At 71.7% G+C, this 26,358-nt stretch carries 21 protein-coding genes; 11 read left to right on the top strand and 10 right to left on the bottom strand.

Going from position 1 to position 26,358, the window contains the following annotated elements; genetic code table 11:
- The first annotated feature begins 35 nt into the window (after nt 1–35).
- The 7 genes from ACWCPF_RS40645 to ACWCPF_RS40615 all read left to right on the top strand — a co-directional run bounded on the left by ACWCPF_RS40645 (nt 36) and on the right by ACWCPF_RS40615 (nt 9,414).
- On the top strand, nt 36–1,586 hold the full coding sequence (locus ACWCPF_RS40645; protein ID WP_451050173.1) for a hypothetical protein: 1,551 nt from the start codon (nt 36–38) through the stop codon (nt 1,584–1,586).
- Between the two features lie 107 nt (nt 1,587–1,693).
- Complete coding sequence (locus tag ACWCPF_RS40640) at nt 1,694–2,563, top strand: NmrA/HSCARG family protein (RefSeq protein ID WP_451050172.1); 870 nt, start codon at nt 1,694–1,696, stop codon at nt 2,561–2,563.
- A gap of 95 nt (nt 2,564–2,658) precedes the next feature.
- Nucleotides 2,659–4,041, top strand: a complete 1,383-nt coding sequence (locus ACWCPF_RS40635) for an SMI1/KNR4 family protein (RefSeq protein ID WP_451050171.1) — start codon at nt 2,659–2,661, stop codon at nt 4,039–4,041.
- A 135-nt stretch (nt 4,042–4,176) separates the two neighbouring features.
- On the top strand, nt 4,177–5,025 hold the full coding sequence (locus ACWCPF_RS40630; protein ID WP_451050170.1) for an ABC transporter ATP-binding protein: 849 nt from the start codon (nt 4,177–4,179) through the stop codon (nt 5,023–5,025).
- Complete coding sequence (locus tag ACWCPF_RS40625) at nt 5,025–7,475, top strand: ABC transporter permease (protein ID WP_451050169.1); 2,451 nt, start codon at nt 5,025–5,027, stop codon at nt 7,473–7,475. The genes ACWCPF_RS40630 and ACWCPF_RS40625 overlap by 1 nt, the downstream gene beginning before the upstream one ends.
- Nucleotides 7,476–7,527: 52 nt before the next feature.
- A complete protein-coding gene (locus ACWCPF_RS40620; protein WP_451050168.1) occupies nt 7,528–8,013 on the top strand; it encodes a hypothetical protein in 486 nt (161 codons plus the stop codon).
- A gap of 129 nt (nt 8,014–8,142) precedes the next feature.
- The gene (locus ACWCPF_RS40615) at nt 8,143–9,414 is read left to right on the top strand and encodes a hypothetical protein (protein ID WP_451050167.1); all 1,272 of its coding nucleotides are present in this window, start codon (nt 8,143–8,145) and stop codon (nt 9,412–9,414) included.
- Between the two features lie 2 nt (nt 9,415–9,416).
- Here the strand turns inward: ACWCPF_RS40615 and ACWCPF_RS40610 are convergent, their stop codons facing one another.
- The 3 genes from ACWCPF_RS40610 to ACWCPF_RS40600 form a co-directional block, all read right to left on the bottom strand.
- Nucleotides 9,417–10,283 carry an effector binding domain-containing protein gene (locus ACWCPF_RS40610; RefSeq protein ID WP_451050166.1) on the bottom strand — a complete coding sequence of 289 codons (867 nt, stop codon included), beginning with the start codon at nt 10,281–10,283 and terminating at the stop codon, nt 9,417–9,419.
- 95 nt (nt 10,284–10,378) lie between these two features.
- Entirely contained in the window at nt 10,379–11,443 is a 1,065-nt protein-coding gene (locus ACWCPF_RS40605; RefSeq protein WP_451050165.1) for a hypothetical protein, read from the bottom strand.
- Nucleotides 11,444–11,513: 70 nt separating this feature from the next.
- The gene (locus ACWCPF_RS40600; RefSeq protein ID WP_451050164.1) at nt 11,514–11,888 is read right to left on the bottom strand and encodes a winged helix-turn-helix transcriptional regulator; all 375 of its coding nucleotides are present in this window, start codon (nt 11,886–11,888) and stop codon (nt 11,514–11,516) included.
- A 97-nt stretch (nt 11,889–11,985) separates the two neighbouring features.
- Between ACWCPF_RS40600 and ACWCPF_RS40595 the strand changes: the two genes are divergently transcribed.
- Nucleotides 11,986–12,867: an NAD(P)-dependent oxidoreductase gene (locus tag ACWCPF_RS40595; RefSeq protein WP_451050163.1), complete on the top strand. Its 882-nt coding sequence runs from the start codon at nt 11,986–11,988 to the stop codon at nt 12,865–12,867.
- A gap of 88 nt (nt 12,868–12,955) precedes the next feature.
- Here ACWCPF_RS40595 and ACWCPF_RS40590 read toward each other — a convergent pair whose 3' ends face one another.
- A complete protein-coding gene (locus tag ACWCPF_RS40590; RefSeq protein WP_451050162.1) occupies nt 12,956–13,405 on the bottom strand; it encodes a carboxymuconolactone decarboxylase family protein in 450 nt (149 codons plus the stop codon).
- Between the two features lie 83 nt (nt 13,406–13,488).
- Here ACWCPF_RS40590 and ACWCPF_RS40585 point away from each other — a divergent pair, with 83 nt between their 5' ends.
- A complete protein-coding gene (locus ACWCPF_RS40585; protein ID WP_451050161.1) occupies nt 13,489–14,367 on the top strand; it encodes a sigma-70 family RNA polymerase sigma factor in 879 nt (292 codons plus the stop codon).
- A 28-nt stretch (nt 14,368–14,395) separates the two neighbouring features.
- On the opposite strand, the gene ACWCPF_RS40580 is transcribed toward ACWCPF_RS40585, so the two are convergent.
- Nucleotides 14,396–15,175, bottom strand: coding sequence for an SDR family oxidoreductase (locus ACWCPF_RS40580; RefSeq protein ID WP_451050160.1), 780 nt, complete (start codon nt 15,173–15,175; stop codon nt 14,396–14,398).
- A 207-nt stretch (nt 15,176–15,382) separates the two neighbouring features.
- Here ACWCPF_RS40580 and ACWCPF_RS40575 point away from each other — a divergent pair, with 207 nt between their 5' ends.
- A complete protein-coding gene (locus ACWCPF_RS40575; RefSeq protein ID WP_451050159.1) occupies nt 15,383–15,841 on the top strand; it encodes a MarR family winged helix-turn-helix transcriptional regulator in 459 nt (152 codons plus the stop codon).
- A gap of 3 nt (nt 15,842–15,844) precedes the next feature.
- On the opposite strand, the gene ACWCPF_RS40570 is transcribed toward ACWCPF_RS40575, so the two are convergent.
- The 5 genes from ACWCPF_RS40570 to ACWCPF_RS40550 all read right to left on the bottom strand — a co-directional run bounded on the left by ACWCPF_RS40570 (nt 15,845) and on the right by ACWCPF_RS40550 (nt 22,085).
- Complete coding sequence (locus tag ACWCPF_RS40570) at nt 15,845–17,584, bottom strand: amylo-alpha-1,6-glucosidase (RefSeq protein WP_451050158.1); 1,740 nt, start codon at nt 17,582–17,584, stop codon at nt 15,845–15,847.
- Between the two features lie 71 nt (nt 17,585–17,655).
- Nucleotides 17,656–18,477, bottom strand: coding sequence for a carbohydrate ABC transporter permease (locus ACWCPF_RS40565; RefSeq protein WP_451050157.1), 822 nt, complete (start codon nt 18,475–18,477; stop codon nt 17,656–17,658).
- Nucleotides 18,474–19,445, bottom strand: coding sequence for a carbohydrate ABC transporter permease (locus tag ACWCPF_RS40560; RefSeq protein ID WP_451050156.1), 972 nt, complete (start codon nt 19,443–19,445; stop codon nt 18,474–18,476). Before ACWCPF_RS40560 ends, ACWCPF_RS40565 begins: the two co-directional genes overlap by 4 nt.
- 28 nt (nt 19,446–19,473) lie before the next feature.
- Nucleotides 19,474–20,721 (bottom strand): sugar ABC transporter substrate-binding protein, encoded by a 1,248-nt coding sequence (locus ACWCPF_RS40555; protein ID WP_451050155.1) that lies wholly within the window; start codon nt 20,719–20,721, stop codon nt 19,474–19,476.
- Between the two features lie 317 nt (nt 20,722–21,038).
- Nucleotides 21,039–22,085, bottom strand: a complete 1,047-nt coding sequence (locus ACWCPF_RS40550; protein WP_451050154.1) for a LacI family DNA-binding transcriptional regulator — start codon at nt 22,083–22,085, stop codon at nt 21,039–21,041.
- A gap of 411 nt (nt 22,086–22,496) precedes the next feature.
- Between ACWCPF_RS40550 and ACWCPF_RS40545 the strand changes: the two genes are divergently transcribed.
- Nucleotides 22,497–26,174 carry a LamG-like jellyroll fold domain-containing protein gene (locus ACWCPF_RS40545; RefSeq protein ID WP_451050153.1) on the top strand — a complete coding sequence of 1,226 codons (3,678 nt, stop codon included), beginning with the start codon at nt 22,497–22,499 and terminating at the stop codon, nt 26,172–26,174.
- Nucleotides 26,175–26,358: the final 184 nt, after the last annotated feature.

The following is a 26,358-nucleotide window of genomic DNA, read 5'->3' as shown; positions in this document are numbered from 1 at the left end:
GAACTCGTCCTTCGCGCTCCCGGCAGGATGCCTGTATGCATCACATCCTGTGCGGGCTCGCCGCCAATCCAGCCCTGCCGTCCGCGTTGGTCGACCGGCTGATATCCCTCGCGGACGACGACCTCGCCGCGGACCTCGCCGACCGCCCGGACCTCAGCCGCGCACAGGCGGTCGCGTTGGCCGACCGTGTCGAAGAGAGCGCGGTGCACCTCGCGCACGAGCGTCGGCTGACCGCCGCCGACATCGATCCCTCGGTCCGGCCGGATGCCGCTCTCGCTCTGCTCGACCAAGGCCTCGGCCGCCCCGAGTGGGCGCGTCTCCTCGCGGCGGACCCGCTGTGTGAGCACCGGGAGAAGTTGGCAGCCTGCCCCGGACTCCCCACCGACGTGGTGGAGACGCTCGCCGCGGACCCGGACGTGCGGGTCGTGGCCGAGCTGGCGTTGTGGACCACCCCGGACGTGGCCGAGAGGCTCGCCGCGCATCCGCACGCCGAAGTCCGCCGCGCGGTGGCCTGGAACGAGGCGACGCCTCCGGCCGCGCTGGCGGCGCTGGTGACCGGGGAGGGGCTGCCTGCGGCGCGACGCTGTCTGGTCTGTGACCACGAGGAGCCCCCCTTCGTCCACGATCCGCAGTGCATGCGGCTCGACTGCGATCTGCCGCCGGGCGCGTCCTGCGACGGTTCCCACGAGTCCACCGTCGACGCCATGCTGGAGGCGGCGCTCCGTAACCCCGGCACCCCGGTCGAGGCCGTCGTCGGCTTCGTGGACCATCCGTCGATGCTGTTGCGCTGGACGCTCGCCGCCCGCCAGGACCTGCCCCGGGAGGCGTGCGAACGGCTCGCCTCGGACCCCATTCCCGGTGTCCGCGCCGACCTTGCCGAGAATCCCGCGCTCGACGAGGCCCTGATCCGTGCGCTGGCCGACGACCCCTACCCCGACGTGCGCCGCAGGCTCGCCCACCATCCGCGCGTGCCGCTCGATGTGCTGTCCCGCCTGGCCCGAACGGCCAAGATCGGCGCCACTCTGCTGCCGCGTATCACCGCCTGCACTCCCGCCGAGGTCGCCGAGCTGGCCAAGTCGCCGGACCCGGCTGCCCGCATGCTCGTGGCCCAACGACGCGATCTGCCGCCCGCGCTGCGCGACCGGCTCGCCGAGGACCCCGACGCGAAGGTGGTCAAGGCCCTCGCCCCGCACCCCGGTCTCGCCGAAGCGCAGTTGCGCGCCATGGTCGACCGGCACGGCGTCCGTGTCCTGGCCAAGGTGGCGACGAACCCGGATGCGTCCCCGGCGCTGCTGGAGGACCTGGTCCGGCACGAACCACCGGTGCAGAAGGTCTTCCGCGAGGTGGCCCGGCATCGCGGGGCGACGGCCTCGGCGCTGCTCGTCTGCCTGGCGGAGGGGCAGGCGCGACCCATCGCCGCCGGACACCCTGCGCTCCCGCCGCCGGTCGTCGTGGAGCTGCTCGCCGACGCGGACCAGCAGGTGGCGGAAGCAGCGGCGGCCAACCCGTCGCTGCCGCCTGCCGTGATGTCGGAACTGCTGTCCGGCCCGATGTCGGGCCTGGCAACAGGATCCTGCGTGAGTTGAACCGCTCAATCACTGTGCGGCGCAGCGATATTCCCTGGCAGTTGCTGCGTTACGCAGTTAATGTGCCATGCAGTGAAGGAAGTGACATCACCCAGTCTGGAGAATCCATGCTCACCGTCGCCGTCACCGGAGCCACCGGAGTCCAGGGCGGAGCCACCGCTCGCGCTCTGCTGGCCGCCGGCCATCATGTGCGCGCACTCACCCGCCGCCTCGACTCGCCCGCCGCCGAGGCCTTGCGCCGCCTGGGAGCCGATGTGCGGCACGCCGACTTCGACGACCGCGCCTCCCTCGACGCCGCCCTCGCCGGGTCGGACTCGCTCTTCGCGGTCACCACCCCGTTCGGCGCCGACACCGCCGCCGAGACGCGGCAAGGCAAGGACCTCGTCGATGCCGCGGCGGCGGCCGGGCTCGGGCACATCGTGCTCACCTCCGCCGCCCACGCCGACCGCGGGACGAAAGTCCCGCACTACGAGAGCAAGCAGCTGGTCGAGCGGCACCTTCGCGGGGCCGGTGTGCCCTGGACCGTGATCGCCCCTGCGGCCTTCATGGACAACTACGCCGGCGGCTGGACCCTCGACGGGCTGCGCGACGACACGTTCGCCTGGCCCATGCCCGCCGACCGGCCGCTCACGCTCATCCCCGCCGCCGACATCGGCGCGTTCGCGGCGCTGGCGCTCCAGCACCGCGACGAGTTCACCGGCCGCCGCATCGACATCGCCTCCGACGAGTGCACCCCCGGCCAGATCGCGGAGGCCCTGGCGGCGACCGCCGGCCGGCCGATCAGACACCGAGAGGTCCCGCTGACTCAGGTCCGGGCCCACTCCGCCGATCTGGCGGCCATGTTCGAATACTTCACCACCGTCGGGCTCGACGTCGACGTCGCCGGCCTGCGACGCGACTATCCCGAAGTCGGCTGGCACAGCTTCGCCGAATGGGCCGCCGCCCAGGACTGGCCCATGCTCCTGTCCTCCCGATGAGCGGCCGTGTCGGTCCCTGACGGTGTGCGGGCCCGGCGAGTTCGGCTGTCAGTGGCGGCACGTACGGTCTGCGCATGGTTGATCAGAAGCCCCTCGTGGCATCGATACGTGACTTCGCGACCTGGGAGCCCGTGCTGCGGCTCCTGTTGGCCGACCACCCGCATACGCAGGCCGCCGGGGCCGTCCGGGTGATGGGGCGTATCGGCCGGCACAGCTGGAGTCTGGCGCTGAAGCGGCGGCGGCCCGCTCCGGGCCGAGCCGCCCAGGTGGAGGACATCCAGGAGGAGCTCGACGCGGTGCAGCGCGTACAGGCCGCGCTCGCGGACGCCGGAGTGGACGACGTCTCGTTCACGGCGGAGATCCGACCGGCCGGGAAGACCGTGCTCCGCCTGCTGGGGCCCAGCCCGGCCGTGGAACCCGGGATCGGCAACCCCCATCCGGGGGCGCTCATCCTGGTCGACGGCTCGCTGCCGGAGCCCTGGCACCGGCTGCCCGATCCGGTGTCCGGGGCGGTTCCGGCCCCTTCGGCGGATGCGGAGCTGCTGGAGCGGACGCTGCGCGAGCGGTTGCCGCACGCCGTCGGCGCGACGCAGGAGGAGATCGCCGCCGCCGAGGCGCGTCTCGGCGTCACGCTGCCCGACGAGCTCAAGGCGCTCTACCGGGTGGTCCGGGCCCGGTGGGAGGACGTGAGCGACGACCACGAGGCGGATCAACGGCAAGGCGAAGCGGTCGGCTGCGAGCTGTTCGACCTCGACGGCCTGTACGTCGCCGACGCGGCGTCGCGCCACTGTCGCTGGGAGTTCGCGGCGATGGCGGCGGTCGTCACCCCGCCCGACGCCATGGTGCAGGGGCTCGTCGGCTCCCCCGGCTGGATCGTCTTCGGCGACAACGGCGGCGGAGACCGGCTCGCCGTCGATCTGACACCCGGCCCCCGTGGGCACCTGGGGCAGATCATCATGCTCTCCCACGAGGAGAAGACCGGCGCCGATCTCGTCGCCGACTCCCTCACCGACCTGGTGCTGGGCCGGCTCGGCGCGGAGTCCGGCAGTCCTCACGGGCGACAGCCGCCGGTCGTGGCCCGGGTCAACGTCGCAAGCCTCAAGAGCGTCGACGCCGCCGCGCACCCCGATCTGGAAGTCCTGGCGATCGGCGCGTGGGACGGCGCGCCGTTCGGTCTCGCCCCCGTGGCCGGGCTGCCGCGGCTGCGCACCCTCGTCGCCTACCCCGGCACGCTGGCCGACCCCTTGGAGATCGCCGGGCTCACCGGGCTGGAGTTCCTGGAGCTCGGCCCGCAGGAATGGCGCGTCCTCCTCGCCGCGGGAGCCGTCCCGCGCAGTCTGTCGGCAGCCGCGATCGTGGTGCACGGCGTCCAGGACCCGCTGCCCATCGTGGAGATCGCGAACGAGATCCTGGCCCTCTGGGACCGGCCGCAGATCGTCCAGACCGTCCTCGAAGGAGACCTCACGCCCCTCGCGTAGCCGGCGAACCCGGGTACCCGGGGGTTATCCCCACCATCGATCCGGCAGCCGCCGTCATGGTCCCCGCACCGCTCCGGACCGTACGTTCGAGACACCCCGAAAACGGACGTATCGGCGAAAGGAACGGACCCCGCCATGGGCCTGCGGAGGAAGCAGAAAAAGGACGGCGACACCTCGCGGATCGGCGCGGAGCCGGCGGAGAACTGGGCCGTCGAGCTGCGGGGCGTGCGCAGGCGGTACGGTCGCGGAAACTCGGCCGTGCACGCCCTGCGCGGTATCGATCTCGCGCTCGGGCGCGGCGGGTTCACGGCGGTGATGGGCCCCTCCGGCTCCGGCAAGTCCACGTTCCTGCAGTGCGCGGCGGGCCTGGACCGCCCGAGCGCCGGCACGGTCCGTCTGGGCGGCACGGAGATCACCGGCCTGAGCGAGAACAAGCTGACCGCGCTGCGCCGCACCCGGCTCGGTTTCGTCTTCCAGGCCTTCAACCTGCTGCCGTCCCTGACCGTCGAGCAGAACGTGCTGCTGCCGATGCGCCTGGCCGGCCACCGCGCCGACCGACGCCACGCCGCCGAGGTCCTCGCCCAGGTCGGTCTGGACGGGCTGGCCCGGCGCCGGCCCGGCCAGCTCTCCGGCGGACAGCAGCAGCGCGTCGCCATCGCCCGCGCGCTGGTGACCCGGCCCGACGTCGTCTTCGCGGACGAGCCGACCGGAGCGCTCGACACCACCACGGCCACCGAGATCCTCGGTCTGCTGCGCCGCGCGGTGGACGTCCCCCAATTCGGTCTTCGCCCAGGTCACAGCGCCCCCACCGGCGCCACGGTCGTCATGGTCACGCACGACCCGGCGGCAGCAGCATGGGCCGACCGGGTGCTGTTCCTGGCCGACGGTTCGATCGTCGACCGTCTGGAGGGGGCCTCGGCCCAGCAGATCGCGGACCGTATGACGGCGCTCACCAGGCCGTCCCGGCTGGGAGCGGCAGCCTGATGTTCGTGCCCAACGGCCTGGCCCGCGCCGCCGTCCGCTTCAAGCCCGCCGCGTTCGTGGGCACCTTCGTCGCACTGGCGATGGCCGCGGCGATCGTGTCCGCGTGCGGCATCCTCCTGGAGACCGGGCTGCGCGCCTTCGTCCCGCCGCAGCGCTACGCGCACGCTCCCGTGGTCGCCGCCGCCGACCAGCGCGCCCACTGGATCACCGGCCACGGCGAGGATCGCGAGGACGACGCCACGCCGGTCCCCGACACCGCCCGCCTCGACGACTCCCTGGTGGCGAAGGCCGCTTCGGTCCCCGGCGCCCGCGCGGCCGTAGCGGACGTGACGTTCCCGGTCCAGCTGCGCAAGAGCGGCCTCACGGCGCACGGCTGGGGCTCCACGGCCTTCACGGGCGAGCAGCCGACCGCGGGGCGGGCGCCGCGCACCGGCGAGGTCGTCCTCACCGAGGGCGTCGCCGACGTCGGCGACCGCCTCGCCATCACCACCGCCGACGGCCCGCGTGACTTCCGCGTCTCCGGCGTCACGGCCTCCGCCGGACGGCAGCCGACGGCCTGGTTCACGGACGCCGAGGCCGTACGGCTGTCCGGCCGTCCGGGCCGGATCGACGCCATCGCCGTACTCCCCGAGCAAGGGGTGTCCGCGGCCGCGCTCAAGTCGCGGGTGGCGCACGCCCTCGGCGACCGGGCCCTGGTGTACACGGGCGACGAGCGCGGGGCGGCGGAGGACACCTCGCTGGCCGAGGCGAAGGAACTGCTCGTCGCGCTCGGCGGCTCCTTCGGCGGCGTCGCCACGATGGTCGCGGTGTTCACGGCGGCCGGCACGGTCGCGCTCTCCGTGGGCCAGCGTGCCCGGGAGTTCGCCCTGCTGAGGGCGATCGGCGCCACCCCGCGCCAGATCCGCCGCACCATCGCCACGGAGACGCTGCTGGTGGCCCCGCTCGCGGGCGCCCTCGGCTGTCTGCCCGGCATCGCCCTGGCCCGCTGGTGGTTCGGGCAGCTCCAGGACCGGGGGGCCGTCCCGCAGGAGGTGTCTCTCTCGGTGTCCGGGATCCCGCTCGGCTCCGCGGTCGGCGCCGTCCTGCTGACCGCGCTGCTCGCCGGATACACGGCGGCCCGCCGCCCGGCCCGGATCAAGCCCGGCCGGGCGTTGGCCGAAGCCTCGGTGGAACGGCTGCGCTTCGGCTGGATCCGCACTCCGCTGGGCATCGCCGCGGCGGTCGGCGGCTTCGTCTGCGCGGGTCTGGCCACCTCGCTCAGCGGCGAGGACGCAGCCAACACGGCGCTCGGCATCGTGTTCCTCTTCATGCTCGCGGTGGCCCTGCTCGGCCCGCTGGTGGCCCGGGCCTGCGCCGCGCTGCTCGGCCTCCCGCTGCGCGGAGCCGGCGCATCCGCCTCGCTGGCGGCGGCCAACTCCCGGACCAACGCCCGCCGGCTGGCATCGGCGATCACGCCCATCGTGCTGGCCATGGCGTTCTCCTGCACGCTCGTCTTCATGCACACCAGCGAGGAGCGGGCCACCGCGTCCCAGCAGCAGGCGGGCATCGTCGCCGACCACATCGTCACCTCCCCGGCGGGGCTGGCCCCGGACGCGGTGGACAGGGCCGCCCGCACACCCGGCGTCACCGCCGCCGTCGGCCTGTTGCGGACCTCCGTGCTCGTCCCGGCCTCGGGCTCCCTGGAGTCGGTCTCCGCGCAGGGCGTCACCGGCTCCCCGCACGCGCTCGCCCGGGTCCAGGACCTCGACGTCCGCACCGGCGCGCTGTCCGTGCGGCCGGGGCAGGTCGCGCTCGACGCCGCAGTGGCCGACACCGCCCATGTGCGGGTCGGCGACCGGCTCCCGCTGCGCCTGCCCGACGGCGCGGAGGCGGCGCCGACGGTCGTGGCGACGTACGGACGGGGGCTGGGCCTGTCCCAGGTGACGCTGAACCGCTCCGACCTGGCGGCCCACGTCACCTCGGCCTTCGACACCGAAGTCTGGACGAAGGGCGGCACCGCCGAGGCCCTCACCCCGCTCGGCACGGTCCTCGACCCGGGCGACTACACCGCCGCGCGGTCCCTGGACCGGGAGCTCAACGCGTGGGCGAACACGGTGATGGCAGCGGTGCTGGGCGGCTTCGCGGCCGTGGCCGCCGTCAACACCCTGGTCATGACCGTCCTCGACCGCCGCCGCGAACTCGCCACCCTGCGCCTCATCGGCACCACGCGCCGCCAGGCTCTGCGGATGATCCGCTGGGAAGCGCTGGTGGTCACGCTCACCGGGATCGGGCTCGGCACCGCGATCGCCCTGGCCACTCTCGTACCGATGATGAAGGGGCTGACGGGCGAAGCGCCTTACATTCCCCCGCTGTTGTACGGCTCCTTCGCGGCGGCGATCGTGGCTCTGGGGATGACGGCGACGGCGCTCCCGGCCCGAGCAGCCCTGAGCGACCGCGTTCGTCGGCGTTGACCACGGCAGCGTGGCCTGCTATCCACGCAGGAACACCAGAGGGGGAGCCACGTTGTCGACGCTGCCGAGGAAGTACCGGATCCCGCCCAGCCTGATCAGGTACACGATCTTCGCGGCGGTCGTGTTCTTCGGGGTGATGTTCGCGATCCCCTGGAGCATCGGCTTACCCGGCTCGACAACGGCCCTGCTCGCGCTCGCGGCTCTGGCGGTCATCCTCATCGTCGTCGTCCGGATTCTGCGGCTGGGCACGGTCGTGTCCGCGGAGGGCGTCACACGCCGGGGCTTTCTGACGGACCGACACCACCCGTGGGCGGACGTCCACGCGTTCGAGCTGGTCGACCGGCAGGTCGTCCACATGGCGTACGGCTTCCAGGTCAGCTCGCGCTTTGTGGTGACCGTCGCCGTCGGTCAGCGGCGCCGGCGCAAGACCCTGCTGTTCCTCGACGAGCGCGGCTTCACCACCGCCGGCCAGTTCCGCGCGGAACTCGACACCGTCGCCGCCATGTGGGATCAAGGGCGCGGCGCAAAGCATCAATGACGGCGGCGATGTGATGAGCCGTCACGCATCGCCACGAAGGGGCGGTCCAGGGGGAGTTCGCCCGTGACGTGTGATCGTTTCACGGTTGTGGCATCCCCTCGCGGCTCCCTATCTTTGCGCGTGATGACCATGACGCGCAGAACGATCCTCACGGCGATCGCCGCCGCACCAGTCGCCGCCGCCGGAGGCGTGCTCGCCCCGGCCACCGCCCACGCGGCCACGCTCGACGCCGGTCAGTTCGCCCTCGCCGCCCGGTCCTCCAACCGGTACGGCTCGTTCGCCGATCTGACGGCAGGTCTGGCGACGCGACTGACCGAGGTCGACGCGTCCACCGCCCTGGCCGACGCCACCCGCAGCGCCGTGCCCCTCACGAGCGCCCCCGGCACGGCTGAGGCGTTCCAGACGGGCTTCGCCTGGGACAGCGCCGACCAGGCGGTCGACTACTGGATTCCGCAGGGCGTCACCACCAGCGCCGACGCCTACGGCAGCGGGCTCTACCCGGCGGGCGGAAGCAACAAGGTCGTCCTCGTCTCCTGGTTCTTCGAGACCGACCCCGACGCCGACGGCGTCGACGACCACACCCTCGACAAGGGCATGCGCCTGACCTTCGTCGACTGCAACGACGCCTCCGCACCCCGCTACCGGCACGTCCTGCTGGTCGAACCCGTCACGACCGGCACGGGCGAACACTCCTTCACGCCCGTGCGCAAACACGCCGGCGGCATCATGTGGTACGGCGACCTCCTCTACGTCGTCGACACCTACAAGGGGCTGCGGGTGTTCGACCTGCGCACCCTGTTCAAGGTCGCCACGGCGGAGAAGAACGTGTGCGGTCTGCACACCGACGGCCAGTACTACGGCTACGGCTACCAGTACGTCCTGCCGCAGAGTCACGCCTACGACAACGCCGGAACCTACCTGCGCTACACGACGATCGGGCTCGACCGCGCCAGCAGCCCCGACAGCCTCGTGATCAGCGAGTACTCCTCCGCCGGCACCGTCAGCTACACGGACGGCGCCTTCCTCGGCACCGGCCCGGGCAGCGTCACCACGCCCAAGGTGGTCCGCTGGAACCTCGACTACACCGACCGCCACCTGGCTGCGCCCAGCGCCGTCGAAGCCGTCAGCGTCGGCCAGCAGAAGATCCAGGGCGTGATCTCCCGCCGCGCCGAGCACTACCTCTCGGTGAGCAACGGCCCTTCCGGCACAGGCGCGTTGCGCACCTTCACCTCCGGCGCCCCGGCCGCGAGCACCGTCTGCGACCTGGCGGTCGGCTGCGAGGACCTGAGCTACCACAGCAACGAGGCGTCCGGCTGGGCCTACCCCGAGTCCGTGATCTGGAACGTCAGCGAATACCCCGGCAAGCGCTACGTCTACGCCGTCCGCGCCGACGGCTCATAGCGTCAGCCCTGTTCTCGCTCCACGGGAAGCCACAGCTCGGCATCGGCTTCCGTCTTGTCCGGGGACAGGCGGGTGTGCAGGATCTCCGGGCCGGGGCGGCTGCGGTAGGGGTTGGACGGGAACCACTGGGTGAACACGTCCCGCCACAGGTTCTGGATGGCGTGCGGCACCGGCCCGGAGACGGTGAAGACCGCCCAGGAACCCGCCGGGACGGCCAGGACGGTCGTGCCGTCAGGGGCCTCCGCCGACGTGATCACCCCCTGGTAGTAGTCGAGTTCGGTGCCTTCGGCGCGGCTCGGGTCCAGGTCGTCGCAGACCGCGACGATGCCCCGTGGCTCCTGGTCCGACAGCTTCTCCAGGCGCTCCAGGGTCTGCGGTCCGATCCCGCGGACGAAGTCGATGATCGCCTGGTTCGGACCCGCGTGCACCAGTGGCACCCGGGCCTTGAGGCCGACGACGGTGAAGGCCGGCCTGTCCACAACGCGATATCGCATGCTGCTGCTCCCTTCGACGGTGAGGCGGAAGGTCAACCGGGGCTGGGAGACGAGCGCGGCGCCGGTGCGCCGGGCCTCGCCCGGACCGACGCCGTGCATGGCACGGAACGCGCGGGCGAACGCCTCGCCCGAGCCGTAGCCGTAGCGCACCGCGATCTCCAGCAACGGCTCGCGGGCCGCGAGCACTTCGGCGCCCGCGACGGTGAGCCGCCGGCGTCGGACGTACTCCGACAGCGGCGTGCCCGCCAGCGCCGAGAACATCCGGCGCAGGTGGTACTCCGAGGTGGCCGCGATGCGCGCCAGCTCCGCCACGTCGATGGTCTCGTCGAGGTGGGCCTCGATGTGATCCATGGCCTGGTTGAGCCGCTCCAGCATTCCGGGTCCCCTTCCTTTGTGACCACCACGTTAGGCAGCCGGTCCGCCGCCCGGCCCGACATCCTGTGCCCGATCAAGTCGGGTGGCCGCGGTGCTCATCGCGCTGCTTCGCTCCAGCTGCTGAGCGTCTCGCTGGTGCCGTCGTAGGTGAGCCAGGTTCCGTCGCCGAGCGGGCGCACATAGCTGTCGACCCGGCCGGTGGGATACGCGACCGGCCCACGTATTCCCAGGGTGTGGGCGTCGAGCAGCCAGTGGTGGGCCTGTTCGGGGTCCTCGTCGGATTCGAGCGTCGAGGCGATGACGGTGTCGGCGTCGACGAAACCGCAGCCGTCGTCCCAGTAGGGCGGGTACTCGTACGCCCACTCGGGCTCCCCGTGCGCGAGCACGATGCCGTCCAGGTCGTGGAGTTGCAGGTCCGCTCCGTCCTGCTCGACCGTCAGGAAGCCCGCATGTCCCGTGTGGACGTCCGTCAGGATGCGGTTGCGGTCGATCGTCTCGTCGAGGTCCAGGGCGGTCAGCTCCGCGCCGTCCCAGCGGGCCCAGCGCAGCAGGACGCCGTCCTGGCCCATGCCGATGCACAGCCCCATGTGGACGCCGTCGGGGTGGGAGAGGTGGAACGAACCGGAGGCCGCGCTGTCCAGCGGCAGCCGGGCCAGCTCCTGCCCGTACCGGGCGTCCAGGACGACCCAGCACTCCTGCCCGCCGCGCTCCTGCGGCTCGACCACATGCGCCCAGACGAAGCGCCCGTCGTCGGAGACCCGGCAGGAACCGTGTTCGAGGCCCCTGCACACCTCCTGGTCGTCCCCCGTGTGCGGGTGCCCGAGCTGCGGCCCCCAGCAGCCGTGCCGGTACTCCCACAGCGTCCCTCCGCCGCTGCGCACGGCCCGCACCGCGCGCTGACCCGAGAACACCGCGACCAGGCCGTCGGGGCTCACCGAGTCGACGCCTCGGTCCCAGCCGGGCCAGGGCAGCGGGAAGACGGCAGCCGGGGCGCGCTCCCCCGCGAAGACCTCGTGCAGGTCGTAGACCTCCAGTTCGTGTCCGTTACGAAGCAGGGCGCGGCGCGACACCTCCCCACGGCTCTCGAAGGCGAAGCCGTTGACCAGCGCGTGTCCTCCCGGCAGCCTGACCGATTCGTGCAGTTGTGCGGTGATCGACATGGCCCGAAGGTAAACGACCCCACTGACATCGGGAACCGGCGCAGACCGACATGCCGCGGCCGGCGCCCGCTCATCGAACGCGCGGGCCCGCCGTCGCCTGCGTCCGCCCGGCCGTCGGCCGCTCGCGTCCCCAGGCGGCCAGCGGCTGGAGTGCGTCGTTGAGGCGCGTGCCGTCCTCGGTCAGCGAGTACTCGACGCGGGGCGGCACCTCGTCGTAGGAGACGCGGTGCACGACGCCGTCCGCCTCCATCTCGCGCAGGTGCGAGGCCAGCACCTTCTCGGTGATCCCGGGGAGCAGTCGGCGCAGCTCGCCGAAGCGGCGGCAGGGGTGCTCGTGCAGCGCCCAGAGGATCAGCACCTTCCACTTGCCGCCGATCACCTCCATCGCGGCGTCGATCCCGCAGGCGTGTCCCTCCGGTGCGCCCGGCCGGTTCAGCGTCGTCATGCCCCCACCCTTCCGACGTGCTCGCTCACCTCAGGGTAACCACCCACTGCGAAGTACGTACTTGATCACTTTCGCGGCTGCGACCAGCCTGATCTGCATGACACACAACAATGTTGAGAAGACCCCCGTCACACTGCTGGGCCTCGGCGCGATGGGCGGCGCGATGGCGCGCGCCTGGCTCGCCGCGGGCCACCCGCTCACCGTCTGGAACCGCACTACGGCCCGCGCCGCCGCCCTCGCCGCCGAGGGTGCGAGCGTCGCGGACAGCGCCGCCGAGGCGGTCGCGGCCAACACGCTGATCGTCGTCTGTCTGCTGGACGACGCCTCGGTCGACGAGGTGCTGGACGGCGTCGACCTCGCCGGGAAGGACCTGGTCAACCTCACCACCAGCACCCCGGCCGAGGCCCGCGCCCGCGCCCGACTGGCCCACGGGCGCGGGGCGCGGTACCTGGACGGCGGGATCATGGCCGTCCCTCCGACGATCGGCGTCCCGCAAGCCGGCGGCTACGTCTTCTACAGCGGCTCGCGGGAGCTGTTCGAACGGCACCGGGACACGCTGAACGTCCCGGCCGGCACCGCCTACGTCGGCGTGGACGCGGGCTTCGCGGCCCTGCACGACGTGGCCCTGCTCAGCGCCATGTACGGGATGTTCGCCGGCGCCGCGCACGCCTTCGCCCTGATCCGCAAGGAGGACATCGACCCCGGGTCGCTCGCCCCGCTCCTCGCCGACTGGCTCGTCGCGATGGCCCCGGCGGTTCACCAGACCGCCGCCCACCTGCGCTGCGGCGACTACACGAAGGACGTCGTCTCCAGCCTGGCCATGCAGGTGGCCGGAACGCCGACCTTCCTGAACACCGCCGAGGAGCAGGGCGTCAATGCGGAACTGCTCCGTCCCTACTTCGACCTGATGCGCCGTCGCCTGGCCGAGGGCAGCGGCGCGGAGGGTCTGACCGGGGTCGTCGACCTGCTCGTACGCTGACCGGTCGTGCCGGTCGGCCGGTCGATCGGCCGGGCGTGGCGTCCAGGCGGATGACGCCCCGTCCGGCTCACGACTCACGACTCACGACTCACCAGGCCTTGCCGGCCTGTTCGCGGACGGTGTGGTTGATGCGGTTGAAGAAGTTGGTGATCGAGATGTTCAGGATGATCGCGGACAACTGCTTCTCGTCGAAGTGGTCGGCGGCGGCGTCCCAGATCTCGTCGGTCACGCCCGGCGCGCCGTCCTGGATCCGGGTGGCGGCCTCGGCCAGCGCCAGCGCCGCCCGCTCCTCCTCCGTGAAGAACGGCGTCTCGCGCCAGGCGGCCACGCTGTGGAGCCGCTCATCGGTCTCTCCGTGCTTCTTCGCCGACCGGGTCCCGGCGTACACGCACGGGGCGCAGCCGTTGATCTGGCTGGCCCGCAGGTGGACCAGTTCGAGCACGAGCGGGTCGACGCCCGCGGCTTGAATCGCCTTGACGATCTGCTGGATCGCCGCGATCACCTGGGGATCTCCCGGGCTCTTCATACGAGTTTCCATCGGTGCTGCTCCTTCGTCGGTTACCTGGAGTGGTTCGGGCCCGTCATCACCCATGACGGAGCAGCGCCGAGGAAGGTAACAACATGTCCGACAGCAGCCCCACGAACCCGATGGCCCAGGCCTTCGACGCCCAGCGCGACCGGCTGTGCGCGGTCGCCTACCGCATGCTCGGATCACACGCCGACGCCGAGGACGTGGTCCAGGAGGCCTGGCTGCGGCTGTCCCGCCAGGACACGGCCGGCATCCACAACCTCGCCGGCTGGCTGACCACGGTGGTCGGCCGGATCAGTCTGGACGTGCTGCGCTCGCGCCAGTCCCGCCCCGAGGCGTCCTACGACGCGCGGCTGCCCGAGCTCGTCGTGGCGGTCGACGACGGCCCCGCGCCGGAGGACGACGTGGCGCTCGCCGACTCGGTCGGGCTCGCGCTCCTGGTCGTCCTGGAGTCGCTGGGGCCGAGCGAGCGGCTCGCGTTCGTGCTGCACGACCTGTTCGCGGTGCCGTTCGACGAGATCGGCCAGATCCTCGGCAAGTCCACCAACGCGACCAAGATGCTCGCCAGCCGGGCCCGCAGGAAGGTGCAGGCGACCGGCCGGCCGACGGCCGCCGGGCAGGAGCAGCGCGAGGTCGTCGAGGCGTTCCTGGCGGCCGCCCGGTGCGGCGACTTCGACGGGCTGCTGCGTGTGCTCGACCCCGAGGTGAAGCTGACCGCCGACACTCCCGACGGCGTGGTCGTCACCATCGGCGCGACCCGGGTCGCGGCCGGGGCACGGTTGGCCGGCCGCGCCGCCACGCGGGCGCGGGCGGTGCTCGTCGGCGGCCGTCCCGGGGTGGTGTCGTGGCATGAGGACGGCACCCCGCTCTCGGTGCTCGCCTTCACCGTCGTCGACGGCCGGATCACCGGCATCACGGCCGTGACCGACCCGGCGCGGCTCGCGTCGATGGAGCTGCCCGACGAGGGTTAGGGTCGCCCGGCGCGGGTGCTGTGGTCGCTCAGATGATGCCGCCGTTGGCGCGGACGACCTGGCCGTTGACCCAGTGACCGGCCGGAGAGGCGAGGAAGGCGACGACTTCGGCGATGTCGGCGGGGGTGCCGAGCCGTTCCAGCGGGGGCTGCGCGGCCAACCGGGCGATGGTCTGCTCGTCCTTGCCTTCGAGGAACAGGTCGGTGGCGGTGGGGCCGGGGGCGACGGCGTTGACGGAGACGTCCCGGCCGCGCAGCTCGCGGGCGAGGATCATCGTGAGCGCTTCGACGGCGCCCTTGCTGGCGCTGTAGGCGCCGTAGCCGGGAAACGCCAGGCCCACCACGGACGTGGAGAACATGATCACCGCCCCGCCGCGGCGGAGCCTGCGGGCGGCCTGCTGGGCGACGACGAAGCTGCCGCGGATGTTGGTGCGGTGCATCGTGTCCAGCTCGGCCAGGTCCAGGTCGACGATCGGGGAGAGGTGCATCCGCCCTGCCGCGTGGACGATGACGTCGACGCCGCCGAACTTCGACTCGGCCGTGTCGAACAGTACGGCCGTCTGCTGCTCGTCCGCGACGTCCGCCTGGACGGCGACCGCGCGGCCCCCGCCTGCGGCGATGTCCGCCACGGCGGCGTCGGCCAGCTCACGGTTGCCCGCGTAGCCCACGACCACGGCGAACCCGTCGGCGGCCAGCCGGCTCACCACCTCCCGGCCGATGCCGCGGGAACCACCGGTGACGACGGCGACGCGCGGCTGTGCGGGGTGGTCGGGTGCGGCGCGATCCGCCGCGGTGTCCTGCTGTGACATGGGGACTCCTGCGAGTAGTTCGGCGATGCGGGGGCCACGAGGGGTGGCGGCTGTCTGTCTTCATCGTGAGCCGCTGTTCCCGTCTCCGCCCTGTGGGACACGCACGACGTCGCCCTGCGATGGACGCAGGGCCTTGACCTCAAGTCGGGTTGAGTTTCTACGCTCGGTCCCGGCGAACCGGCGCAGGCGACGACAGAGGGACTGGCCATGGAGTACTCGCACAGCGACACCGACCTGCTCCAGCAGCCCATCGGCTACTGGAGTTGGGCCGCTTCCAAGGCGGTCGTCACCCGCATCCGGGCCTCCCTCGCCGACATCGGCACCACCCAGCCGCAGTGGTGGGTCCTCGCGCAGGTCGCCCGCGCGGACACCGTCAAAACCCGCGACGAGGTGTCCGGGCTGCTTCAGAACTATCTCGACGAGGGCTCGGAGAGCATCGAGTCCGAGATCGACCGGACCATCGCCCAGGGCTGGATCACGGAGGACGCCGAGGGACGTCTGGGCATGACGGCCGAGGGCAGGGCGTTCTACGCCAAGGCGGCGGCCCTCCAGGACGAGCTGGGCGCCGAGCGGCACGCGGGCATCTCGGACGAGGAGTACCTGATCACGCTCAAAGTGCTGCAGCGCTTCATCCACAACAGCGGTGGGCGGGCCTGGCACCACTGACGGTCACTGACCGCCGCCTCGGCGCGTGTGTGCCTCGGCAAGGAGGAGGTAGCCGGCGGCGGTCCAGGTGTAGGCGCGGTCGCGCAGGCCGCGGCCGGTGAGGGCGTCGAAGTTCTCGGCGAAGCCGTGGGTCTCGCACAGGGCGCGGAAGCGGGCGCTGACGTCGTCCGCCAGCCGCTGGTGGCCGGCGCGGCGCAGGCCGTCCTCGACGAGAACGGTGGCGGGGGCCCAGATGGGGCCGCGCCAGTAGCCGTCGGCGAGGTAGTGCGGAGAGGTGGGCAGCTCGGTGGCCAGTCCGTGCGGGGTCAGGTGGGCTTCGATGCGGGCGGCCAGTGTGCTGCTGACCTCGTCCGGCAGGTGCTGTCCGAGTGCGATGGGCATCAGGTCGAGCAGGCCGGCGCTGTGCCAGGTGTCGCCGGTGTCGACTCCTCTGGCGACGAACCGGTCGCCGGTCCAGAGCTGGTCGAGCAGTGCCGTCTGGGTCTCCTCGGCCGTCCGGGTCCACCGGCTCGCCTCGATCGGTCTGTCCAACTGCGTGGCGAGGGCGGCGAGTTCATGGAGCTGGAGGATGAGGAAGGCGGCCAGGTCGGCGGTGACGACGACGCGGGCGGGGTCGAAGGCGGTGGCGTTGTCCCAGCCGCTGTCGTTGCCGTGCTGGTAGTGGGGCAGAGCGGCCCCCGGCGCTCGGCGCTCGGTGAGCCAGAACTCGGTCCAGCGTCGCAACCGGTCGTAGGTCTCGGCGAGTTCCTCCGGCCCGGGAGGTGTGGGCAGGAGTCGGCGCAGGTGGCCGAAGGCCCAGCCGTGGATGGGCGGTTTGACGAAGTTGTGCAGGACCTCGGAGTGGGTGACCGAGTCGGGCAGGGCGCCGGTCTCGTCCTGGTGGTCGAACGGCAGGTGGTACTGGTCCCAGGCCAGTTCGGGGCGGCCCGGCGCGAGGGCCAGGGCGTTGAAGCAGTGGTCCCAGCTCCAGACCTTGTCCATCCAGTGTTTGGACATCAGCACGGCGGGCCGGGTGACCAGGCCCGTCGGCCGTACGGTCGCGGACCACAGGACGTAGGCGGCTAGTTCGGCGGCCGGGGTGGCGGACGAACGCCAGGGGGCCACCGTGTCGACGAAGTCCGCGAAGGAGTTCTGGACGGCTTCAACGATCTTGTCGAAGGCCGCGGTCGGCGTGTACGGCGGGCGGGCGGTGTCGAGCTCCTCGACGGCGATCTCCCAGTCCGCGCCGTCCGCGGCGAAGAGCGTGAGGCCGCGGTCGGCCTCGCCCAGCGCCTGGCTGCCGAACAGGTCGGACACCGTGCCGGAGAGGACGGTGACGCGGTAGCGGCGGCCCGTCTCGTACGACGTGAACACGTGGGCGTCGACGGCCGGGTCGTGGAAGAAGTAGGTGCCGCTGAACGGGGTCAGGTTCCGGGCGGCCGCGCGGACGCGCAGCGGTGTCCCCGTGCCGCGCAGGCGTACGGTGTCGGGCGACTCGTAGGCGAGGTCGACGCGGCCGTCCGGGCCGATCCAGCTCAGCAGGCCCGGGGTGGCCTCCACGCGGGTCTCGGCGCGCTCGCCGGTCCGGGCGTCGAGCGGCGTCAGGCTCAGGACGGCGTGCATCCCGTTCTGGTGGGAGACGAGGTGGAGGTCCTCGGCGTACGTCTTCTCCGCCAGCACGGGGGAGATGCCGAACCATGATCCGTAGGTGCTGAACGGGATGTCCTGGACGGAGAAGGCCGGGCCGGGTCGGGCGGCGGTCATGAGGAACGACTCGTTTCTTGGGCAGGGGTGGCCGACGGTGAACCCGGCCGGAACCTGAGCAGGGGGTGCGGTCAGTCCTTGACCGCGCCGGCGGTCACACCGGCGGCGACATAGCGCTGGGCGAGGACGAGGATGACCGCGGCCGGCAGCGAGGCCACGACGGCGGTGGCCATGATGGCGTTCCACTCCTGGTTGTTGTTGCCGATGTAGTGGTAGATCCCGAGCGTGATCGGCTCGTGGGCACCGCCGTTGACGAGGGTGCTGGCGAAGACGAAGTCGGACCAGGACCACAGGAACGCGAACAGCGAGACGGTGACGACGGCGTTGCGGCTCACCGGCAGCACGATCGACCAGAACGTGCGCAGGGGTCCGGCGCCGTCCGTCTTCGCGGCCTGGAGCAGTTCGCCGGGGATGCCGGACATGAACGCGGTGAAGATGAGCACCGCGAAGGGGACGGCCAGGGTGGAGTCGGCGACGATCAGGCCGGGGACGGACTGGAGCAGGCCCAGGTTGAGGTAGATGGCGTAGAAGCCCATCGCCATGATGATGCCGGGGATCATCTGGGCGGCCAGGAGGAGGAAGCTGAGCAGTCCGCCGCCGCGTGGGCGGAGTTTGGCCAGTGCGTAGCCGGCGGGTGCGGCCAGGGCCACGGTCAGGACGACGGTGCCCAGGGCCACCACGAGACTGGTGCCGAGGTAGGGCAACTGCTCGTCGAGGACGGTGCGGTAGCCGGCCAGGGTGCCGTGGGTGGGGAAGAGGTCCGGCGGGCTCTTGCGCATGTCCTGTTGGCGGGTGAGGGAGACGTTGAGCATCCAGTAGACCGGGAAGAGCATGATCGCGGTCAGCAGGACGCCGACGGCCGTCTTCCACCACGTACGGCTACGGAGGTTCATGACAGCGCCTGCTTTCGCTGGACCCGGACGTAGACCAGACCGAAGACCAGGGCGGCGACGACCAGCAGGTTGCCGACGGCCGCGCCGGGGCCGAAGGCGGGCAGGAGGTTGCCGAAGCCGAGCTGGTAGGACCAGGTGGCGAAGGTCGTGGACGAGTCCGCCGGACCGCCCTTGGTCATGATCCAGATGATGTCGAACACCTTGAGCGTGTAGACGAGGCCCAGCAGCAGGGTGATCGCGGACACCGGGCGCAGCAGCGGGAAGGTGATGCGCCAGAAGCGCTGCCGGGCGTTCGCCCCGTCGAGGGCAGCCGCCTCGTACAGGCTCGTGGGGATGGACTGCAGGCCGCTGTGCAGGACGACCAGGTTGAAGGGGACGCCGATCCAGATGTTGGCGATGATCACCGAGGCCAGCGACCAGGACGGCGAGGTGAGCCAGTTCACCGGGTCGACGCCGACGGCGTGCAGCAGGGCGTTGACGATGCCGGAGTCGCTGTTGAGCATCCAGGACCAGGTGGAGGCCGACACGATCAGCGGCAGCAGCCAGGGGACGAGGAACAGGGCCCGCAGGGTGGCCGACAGCCGGAAGTGCTGGTTGAAGAAGACGGCGAGCGCCAGGCCGATGGCGTACTGGAAGACCAGGCACACGGCGGTGAACACCACGGTGTGGAGCAGGGCCGGGGCGAAGGTCGGGTCGTCGAGGACGGTCCGGTAGTTCTTCAGGCCGGTGAAGGGCGCGTCGCCCTGGACGAAGGAGCGCACGGTGTAGTGGCGCAGGCTCAGGTCGAGGTTGCGGTAGAGCGGATAGGCGTAGAAGAGGGCGAGGTAGAGGGTGACCGGGGCGAGGAAGGCCCAGGCGGCCCACTGCGGGGAGCGGGGGCGGCGGCCCGGGGGCGGTGGTGCGGCGGGGGCCGCGTCGCTCTCGTCGGGCGCGGGCCGACGGCGGGGTGCTTGCGTCGTGTGACTCATCGGGAGACCGAATGACCCTGGGGCCGCGTCACTTGACGGCGGACTGGGCCGCGTTCAGGGCGTCCTTCGCGGACTTGGAGCCGCTGAGGGCGGACTGGACGGCCTTCCACAACTGCTCGGAGATCTTGGGGTACTTGGTGCCCAGGTCGTCGCTGGTGCGGCCCTTGGCCGTCTTGACCGCGTCCACCCATGGCTTCAGGTCGGGGTCGGCCGCCACCTGCTTGTCCTGGACCTCGGCGGTGGGGGCGACGTAGGAGAGCGTGGTGTCGGTGTCGTACAGGTTCTGGGTGCTGGTCAGGCAGGTCGTCAGCTTCTGGGTGGTGGCGTAGCGGCCGGTGTCGTCCTGGACGGGGAGGGTGACGAACTCGCCGCCGGTCGGGGCGGGGGCGTTGCCTCCCGAGGCGGCCGGGACGGGCAGGACGCCGAACTCGAAGCCCGCCTTCTTGGCGCCGGCGAGCTGCCAGGTGCCGTTCTCGGCGAACGCGTAGTCACCGCTGGAGAACTCCTGCCAGCTGGTCGTCTGGGTGTTGTTGAGCACCGAGTTCGGGGCGTAGCCCTTGTCCACCCAGGTCTTCCACAGCGACAGCGCGGAGACGGCCGGGTCGGAGTCGAGCGCGGTGAGTTCCGCGCCCGCGCCCCAGAACCACGGCAGGAACTGGAAGCTGCCCTCCTCGGTGCCGATCGCGGAGAAGGTGATGCCCTTCTTGCCCGCCTTCTCGACCTTCTCCAGCGCCGCCGTCAGCGACGGCCAGTCCTTGACGGAGGCGATGTCGACCCCGGCCTCCTTCAGGACCGCCTTGTTGTAGTACAGGGCGAGGGTGTTGGCGCCGATCGGGGTGCCGTACGTCTTCCCGCCGGACTGGCCGGCGGCAAGCAGGTTGGGGTCCACCTTCGAGGTGTCCAGCTTGTTCTCGTCGGTCGTGGTGAGCACGCCCGCCTCCGCCAGGGTGGACACGACCGGGTTGTCGACGATCAGGACGTCCGGGGAGTTGCCCTGCTGCGCGGCCAGCAGTGCCTTGTTGGCCAGGTCGCCGGTGTCGAAGCCGGTCCGCTTGATCTGCACGCCGGCCTCGGTGCCGCACTTGTCCAGCAGCTTCGTCCAGGCGGAGTCCTTGGCGAACTGCGGGTAGGGGTCCCAGACGGTGTAGGCGGCGCTGTCCGCGCCCTTGGCGTCGGTGCCTCCCGCACCGGATCCGCAGGCGGTGACGCCGGCGGCGACGGCCAGGGCGGTCAGGGCTGCGGCGGCCGGACGACGCCGTCTGGAGGAGCTGTTCATCATGGGTTCCTTTGTTTTTGGCATGCGGGTGCCGAGGGCGGGAGGCCGCCGGGCGGGCGGGGCGGGGGTTGGGGGCGGGTGTGTGGAACGAGGGCCGGGGGCCTGAATCAGGTCGGGCGAAGTCGGCTGCGGTTCGGCAGCGCCCTGAAGGGGCGCGGGGCGCTGACATATGCGGCTCCGCCGCGATGGGGGTCCCCCCGCTCGAGCGCAGCCGAGAGTGGGGGGACGGTCGGCCACGATGGCGCCGCAGCGGAACGACGGCACCTCGCGGCACTTCCAGCGAAGCGCTCAGAGCTTGGGCATCGGGCGGGGCGTGGTCAGGGCGTCGGGTCGGCTGCGGGGTCCGTGGTGGGTGTGGCGCCTGCGGGGCCGGTGCTGGCCCGCAGGGAGATCGGCGGCGCGAGCAGGTGGTGGCGGGGCGGGGCGTCGGGATGGTCGAGCCGCTCGACGAGCAGGTCGACGGCGCGGCGGCCCATCTCCTCGGCCGGCACGTCCGCCGCGGTGAGCTGCGGGGTCACCGTCTCCGCCCACCGGCTCGCGACCACCCCGGTGACGGAGAAGTCGCGCGGCACATGGCGGCCCGCCTGCGCCAGCCCCCGGTAGAGGCCGCCCAGTGCGGCCTCGTTCAGCGTGACCAGGGCCGTGGTGGCCGGGTCGTCCTGGAGGATCCGCTCCACGCAGGCCTGGCCGGACGCCGCGTCGTCCCCGCAGCAGTACGTGCGTACCGTCAGTCCGCGCCCGGCCGCCGCCTTGGTGAAGCCGTCGAGTCCCCGGTGCGCGGACTCGTACCCGGAGCGCAGCAGTTGCTCGGGGCGGTTAACGAAGGCGACCCGGCGGTGGCCGAGGTCCGCGAGGTGGTGGACGCAGCGCTCCACCAGCGTGGTGTGGTCCAGGCTGACCCACCAGTCGCCCTCGGGGCGCGCGGTCCGGCCGATGGTGACGGAGGGGAAGTCCAGAGCCGCCAGGTGATCGACCCGGTCGTCCTCCAGCCTGATCTCCATCAGGATCGCGCCGTCGACCCGCCGCTCCCCCAGCAGCCGCTGGAAGGAGCGATCGCTGTCCACGCCGCTCGGGGACAGCAGCACGTCGTAGTCGTAGGTCGCGGCGGCCTCCACCACGCTGCCGATGAAGTCCAGCTGCATGCCGGTGTAGTGGTTCCCGGCCGGCGGGAACACCAGGCCGATCGTGCTGGTGCGGCCGTTGGCCAGGGCCCGGGCGCTGGCGCTGGGCCGGTAGCCCAGTTCGTCGACGACCTGCTGGATTCTGCGGCGGGTGTCCTCCGAGACCGGGCGCTTGCCGCTCAGCGCGTAGGACACGGTGCTCCGCGAAACACCGGCCCGCCGGGCGATCTCACCGATGTTCACGAGGGACTCCTTGCTCGAACCGGTTCGCCCGCCCCGGAGGAGCGAGCGCGGGCCGGCCGTGAGAGTGGGGTGGGACCGAGGGGCGAGGGCCGGTCGTCGAACCGGTTCGCGTGAAGCGAAGGTAGGAACTGCCCGAACCCCTGTCAATCCCCCGGGCGGCAAGTCCCTGGTTCCGATCGTATGCCGGTACTTCCTCGTGTCGAAGGGATTGATGGCCGGGATCCCCGGTGCTAGCTTCGCCGAACCGGTTCGATGAAGCGATCCCTTCGGACACCATGGGCTCGTCGCGTGCATCCCGGGGCGAGCGGAGCCGCCGCCCCCCTTCACCTCGAAGAATTCCCGACCCTCCGGACGCCAGGCGATCGAACCGGTTCGATGCTTTGGACCCCTGAAGGATTGAGGACGCAATCCATGCCATCCGCTGACAGATCCGCCCGGCGCCGATTCCCGGCCGCCGTCGCGGTGGCTCTCGGCGCGGGCCTGCTGACCGCACCCGCCGTTCCCGCACAGGCGGCCGACACGCCCCCGCCCGTCGCCCGCTACACCTTCGACCAGGACGACCCCGCCTCCGGCACCATCACCGACAGCTCCGGCAACGGCCTGACGGCGAGCCTGGTCAACGGCTCGACCGCCCGGTCCGTCGCGGGGACGGACGGAGGCCTGGCGCTGGCCCTGCCCGGCGGGGCGCCCACCTCCGACGGCGCGTACGTCCGGCTGCCCCGCGAAGTGATCGGCGACGCGAACGACCTGACCGTCTCCGCCCGGGTGAAGTGGGGCGACGACAAGTCGTCCTGGCAGCGGATCTTCGATCTGGGCACCGACACCACCCGATACCTCTTCACCACCCCCGCCCACAACGGCGGGCTGCTGCGCACCGCCGTGACCACCGGCGGCGGGGGCGCCGAGGCCCAGGTCACCGGCTACGCGCCGCTCCCCGCCGACCGGTGGCGGACCGTCACCGTCACCCTGGACACCTTCGCCGGCCGGGTCACCACCTACCTCGACGGCGTGGCGGTCTCCTCCGCCGCGACGGACGTCAAGGCGAAGGAGCTGCTGGCCGGTTCGGCCACGGCCGCCGGTTACATCGGCAAGTCCTTCTGGCCGGACCCGCTGCTGGAGGGCGCGATCGACGACTTCACCGTGTGGCACTCGGCGCTCGACGCCGCTCAGGTGGCCGCTACGGTCGGGACCGTGCCCACCCTCGACGAACTCTCACAGACGTCCTTCGAGGCCCGTACGACGACCGGAACCGCCCCGTCGCTCCCGGCCGCCGTCCGTTCCTCCTTCTCCGACGGCTACGACCGCGACGCTCCGATCGCCTGGGACGCGGTGCCGGCCGAGGAGTACGCCCGGCCGGGGACCTTCACGGTGGCGGGAACGGCAGCCGGACGGGCCGTGACGGCAACCGTCACCGTGGTCCGCGAAGGGCAGCTCACCGTGGACCTGGGCTCGGACACCGGCGCGTTCCACGGCGGCGCCTCCGGCACCCTGTACGGCGTGTACGGGCCGGACGTGCCGACCAACAACCTCATCGCGGGCATGGGCCTGCGGACAATCTCCACCAAGGCCCAGGACGGCCCGCAGCACCCCGGCGCCGACGCGCTGGAGGTGGTGAAGCCGCTGGCCGACTCCACCGACGGTGATGTGTACATCTACATGACCGACATCCACCGTGGCTTCCCCTACCAGTGGCCGGGCGACACTCCCACGGAAAAGCTCGCGCTCTACAAGGAGAAGATCGCCCAGCAGGTCGACCAGGTCCTGAAGCTGCCGAAGCAGTACCAGGACAACATCGTCTTCGTGCCGTTCAACGAGCCCGAGGGCAACATGTTCGGCACCGGTGAGTGGAGCTACGACAAGGTCAGCTGGCTCGACGACCCGGACGACTACTTCGCCGCCTGGGACGACGCCTACCGGCTCATCAAGGGCAGGATGCCGGCCGCCCGTATCGCCGGCCCCAACACCAGCATCCTGTACGACCAGGTGAAGGGCTTCCTCACGCACGCCCTGGCCGCCGGCACCCTTCCCGACGTCATCACCTGGCACGAGCTCAGCCACCCGGAGGCGGTGCGTGAGAGCGTCGCCAAGTACCGGGCTTGGGAGAAGGCGCTGTTCAAGGGGACCGACCGGGAGGGCGCCCAACTCCCCGTCAACATCAACGAGTACGCCTTCAACTACCACACCTCGGTCCCCGGCCAGATGATCCAGTGGGTGTCCGCGATCGAGGAGTCCAAGGTGGACGCCGACATCGCGTACTGGAACATCGACGGCAACCTCTCCGACTCCGCGGTGCAGTCCAACCGCGCCAACGGCCAGTGGTGGCTGCTGAATTCATACGCTTCGATGAGCGGGCACACCGTGCAGGTGAGCCCGCCGTTCCCCGGCCGGAACTACACCATGCAGGGCGTCGCCACGCTCGACGAGAAGAAGAAGCAGTCCCGGCTGATCTTCGGCGGCTCCACCGGCAAGGGCCACATCACCTTCGCGGACGTCCCGAAAAAGGTCTTCGGCAGCCGGGTGCACGCCTGGGTGCGCGAGATCGAGTGGAGCGGGCAGGTCGGCGACAGCTCCGGCCCGAAGCTCCTCGCGGAGAAGGACCTGAAGGTCGGCGCCGACGGCACGGTCGTCGTCGACTTCGGCGAGAACGGGCTGCCGGCGCTGAAGGAGTCCTCGGCGTACGAGATCGTCCTCAGCCCGGCCGGGAAGGCGAAGAGCACGCAGTCGCCGCCCGTGCGCTGGCAGGGCTCGTACGAGGCGGAGGACGCCGCCCACACCGGGTCCGGCTACTCGAAGAACGGCCCCGAGGGCTCGCCGCGCGACGTGTCGAAGTTCTACACCTCCGGCGGCTACGACGTCGGCGGCCTGCGCACCGGCTCGGACGTCACGCTCGACTTCACCGTGGACGTGCCCGAGGACGGCGCCTACGACCTCAGCGTCTTCGCCAACTCCCTGAACACCTACAGCCTGGTGAAGGACCAGGGCCCCACCAACGTCTTCCTGCGCGTGGACGGCAAGGCGGACACCGAGCAGGAGCTGTACCTGCCGCTGGGCTACAAGTGGGTGGTGTGGGACCACACGGACACGAAGGTCCGGCTCACCAAGGGCAAGCACACCCTGACGCTCGCCGCGAAGAGCGCCGACGGCAAGCGCGCCACCCAGGGTGACGCCATCGTCGACCGCCTCACCCTCACGCTGCCCGCCGCGTCGGCCACCACCCAGGTGTACGAGGGCGAACTGGCCTGGCTGGGCGGCGGGGCCAAGCCCGTCTACGACCTGCCGCAGCAGACCGCGGCCAAGGCCCCGGCCGGCGGCTCCGGCGCGGTCCGGCTGAAGAAGGGCCAGACGGCCACGTTCTGGGTCTACTCCCCCGCCGACCGCGAGGCCACCCTCAGGGTCGACACCCTCGGCGGCTCGGGAGCCCGGCTCGCCGTCAACGACCACGACGTCCTGCGCCTGGCCAAGGGCGGCAGCGGCGTGGCGGTCTCCCTCTCGGGCGGCATCAACAAGGTGACGGTGACCGGAGGTTCGTCCACCACCCTCGTCGACCGACTCACCGTCACACCGACCCAGGGCGCGCTCCCGGCGCGCACCTACGAGGCACCGGACGCCGAGCTCGCGGGCTCGGCCGCGCTCACCCCGCTCTCCCTGGCCACCGGCGGCACCGCGATCGGCGGCATCGGCGGCGCGCCCGGCAACGGCAACACCGCCACGTTCACCGTCACCGCCGACCGAGCCGGGCTCCACGCCCTGCGCATCCGCTACGCCAACCCCGAGCAGGCCGAGGCCACCCACTACAACCCGGACCCGCTCGCCCGCCACGCCGACCTCACCGTCAACGGCGGCAAGGTGCAACGCGTCGGCTTCCCGCACAGCTTCCACCAGAACAACTTCTGGGAGCTGACGGTCCCGGTCCAGCTGAAGAAGGGGCGGAACACGATCGTCTTCCGCGCGGAGGAACTGCCCGACTTCGACGGCGTCACCTACGCCTCGGACACCTTCCCCGGAGTGCCGCTCCGCTCCCGCTACGCGCCGCTGATCGACCGGATCACCGTCGCGCCGTACGCGCGGGAGGCGCGGCAGGCGCACTGAGGTGATCGCCAGCGCGCCCGGGTCCGGCCCGACCGGCCGACCCGGGCGCCCTGCTGTTCCCGCACGAGCAGGCGGTACCGAAGACGGCTGCCAATCACCGTGCCCGGCAGCCGGCCGCAGGCCGCTGGCCGCTGGCCGCTGGCCGCTGGCCGCTGGCCGCTGGCCGCTGGCCGCTGGCCGCTGG

The organism is Streptomyces sp. NPDC001858, from assembly GCF_053594615.1.
This window is presented reverse-complemented; position numbering and strand designations above follow the sequence as displayed.

Excerpts from the sequence above, each read along its gene's own strand:
- ACWCPF_RS40645 (WP_451050173.1), top strand. The coding sequence starts at position 36 with ATGCATCACATCCTGTGCGGGCTCGCCGCCAATCCAGCCCTGCCGTCC.
- ACWCPF_RS40640 (WP_451050172.1), top strand. The coding sequence starts at position 1,694 with ATGCTCACCGTCGCCGTCACCGGAGCCACCGGAGTCCAGGGCGGAGCC.
- ACWCPF_RS40630 (WP_451050170.1), top strand. The coding sequence starts at position 4,177 with ATGGGCCTGCGGAGGAAGCAGAAAAAGGACGGCGACACCTCGCGGATC.
- ACWCPF_RS40625 (WP_451050169.1), top strand. The coding sequence starts at position 5,025 with ATGTTCGTGCCCAACGGCCTGGCCCGCGCCGCCGTCCGCTTCAAGCCC.
- ACWCPF_RS40615 (WP_451050167.1), top strand. The coding sequence starts at position 8,143 with ATGACGCGCAGAACGATCCTCACGGCGATCGCCGCCGCACCAGTCGCC.
- ACWCPF_RS40610 (WP_451050166.1), bottom strand. The coding sequence starts at position 10,283 with ATGCTGGAGCGGCTCAACCAGGCCATGGATCACATCGAGGCCCACCTC.
- ACWCPF_RS40605 (WP_451050165.1), bottom strand. The coding sequence starts at position 11,443 with ATGTCGATCACCGCACAACTGCACGAATCGGTCAGGCTGCCGGGAGGA.
- ACWCPF_RS40600 (WP_451050164.1), bottom strand. The coding sequence starts at position 11,888 with ATGACGACGCTGAACCGGCCGGGCGCACCGGAGGGACACGCCTGCGGG.
- ACWCPF_RS40595 (WP_451050163.1), top strand. The coding sequence starts at position 11,986 with ATGACACACAACAATGTTGAGAAGACCCCCGTCACACTGCTGGGCCTC.
- ACWCPF_RS40590 (WP_451050162.1), bottom strand. The coding sequence starts at position 13,405 with ATGGAAACTCGTATGAAGAGCCCGGGAGATCCCCAGGTGATCGCGGCG.
- ACWCPF_RS40585 (WP_451050161.1), top strand. The coding sequence starts at position 13,489 with ATGTCCGACAGCAGCCCCACGAACCCGATGGCCCAGGCCTTCGACGCC.
- ACWCPF_RS40580 (WP_451050160.1), bottom strand. The coding sequence starts at position 15,175 with ATGTCACAGCAGGACACCGCGGCGGATCGCGCCGCACCCGACCACCCC.
- ACWCPF_RS40575 (WP_451050159.1), top strand. The coding sequence starts at position 15,383 with ATGGAGTACTCGCACAGCGACACCGACCTGCTCCAGCAGCCCATCGGC.
- ACWCPF_RS40570 (WP_451050158.1), bottom strand. The coding sequence starts at position 17,584 with ATGACCGCCGCCCGACCCGGCCCGGCCTTCTCCGTCCAGGACATCCCG.
- ACWCPF_RS40565 (WP_451050157.1), bottom strand. The coding sequence starts at position 18,477 with ATGAACCTCCGTAGCCGTACGTGGTGGAAGACGGCCGTCGGCGTCCTG.
- ACWCPF_RS40560 (WP_451050156.1), bottom strand. The coding sequence starts at position 19,445 with ATGAGTCACACGACGCAAGCACCCCGCCGTCGGCCCGCGCCCGACGAG.
- ACWCPF_RS40555 (WP_451050155.1), bottom strand. The coding sequence starts at position 20,721 with ATGAACAGCTCCTCCAGACGGCGTCGTCCGGCCGCCGCAGCCCTGACC.
- ACWCPF_RS40545 (WP_451050153.1), top strand. The coding sequence starts at position 22,497 with ATGCCATCCGCTGACAGATCCGCCCGGCGCCGATTCCCGGCCGCCGTC.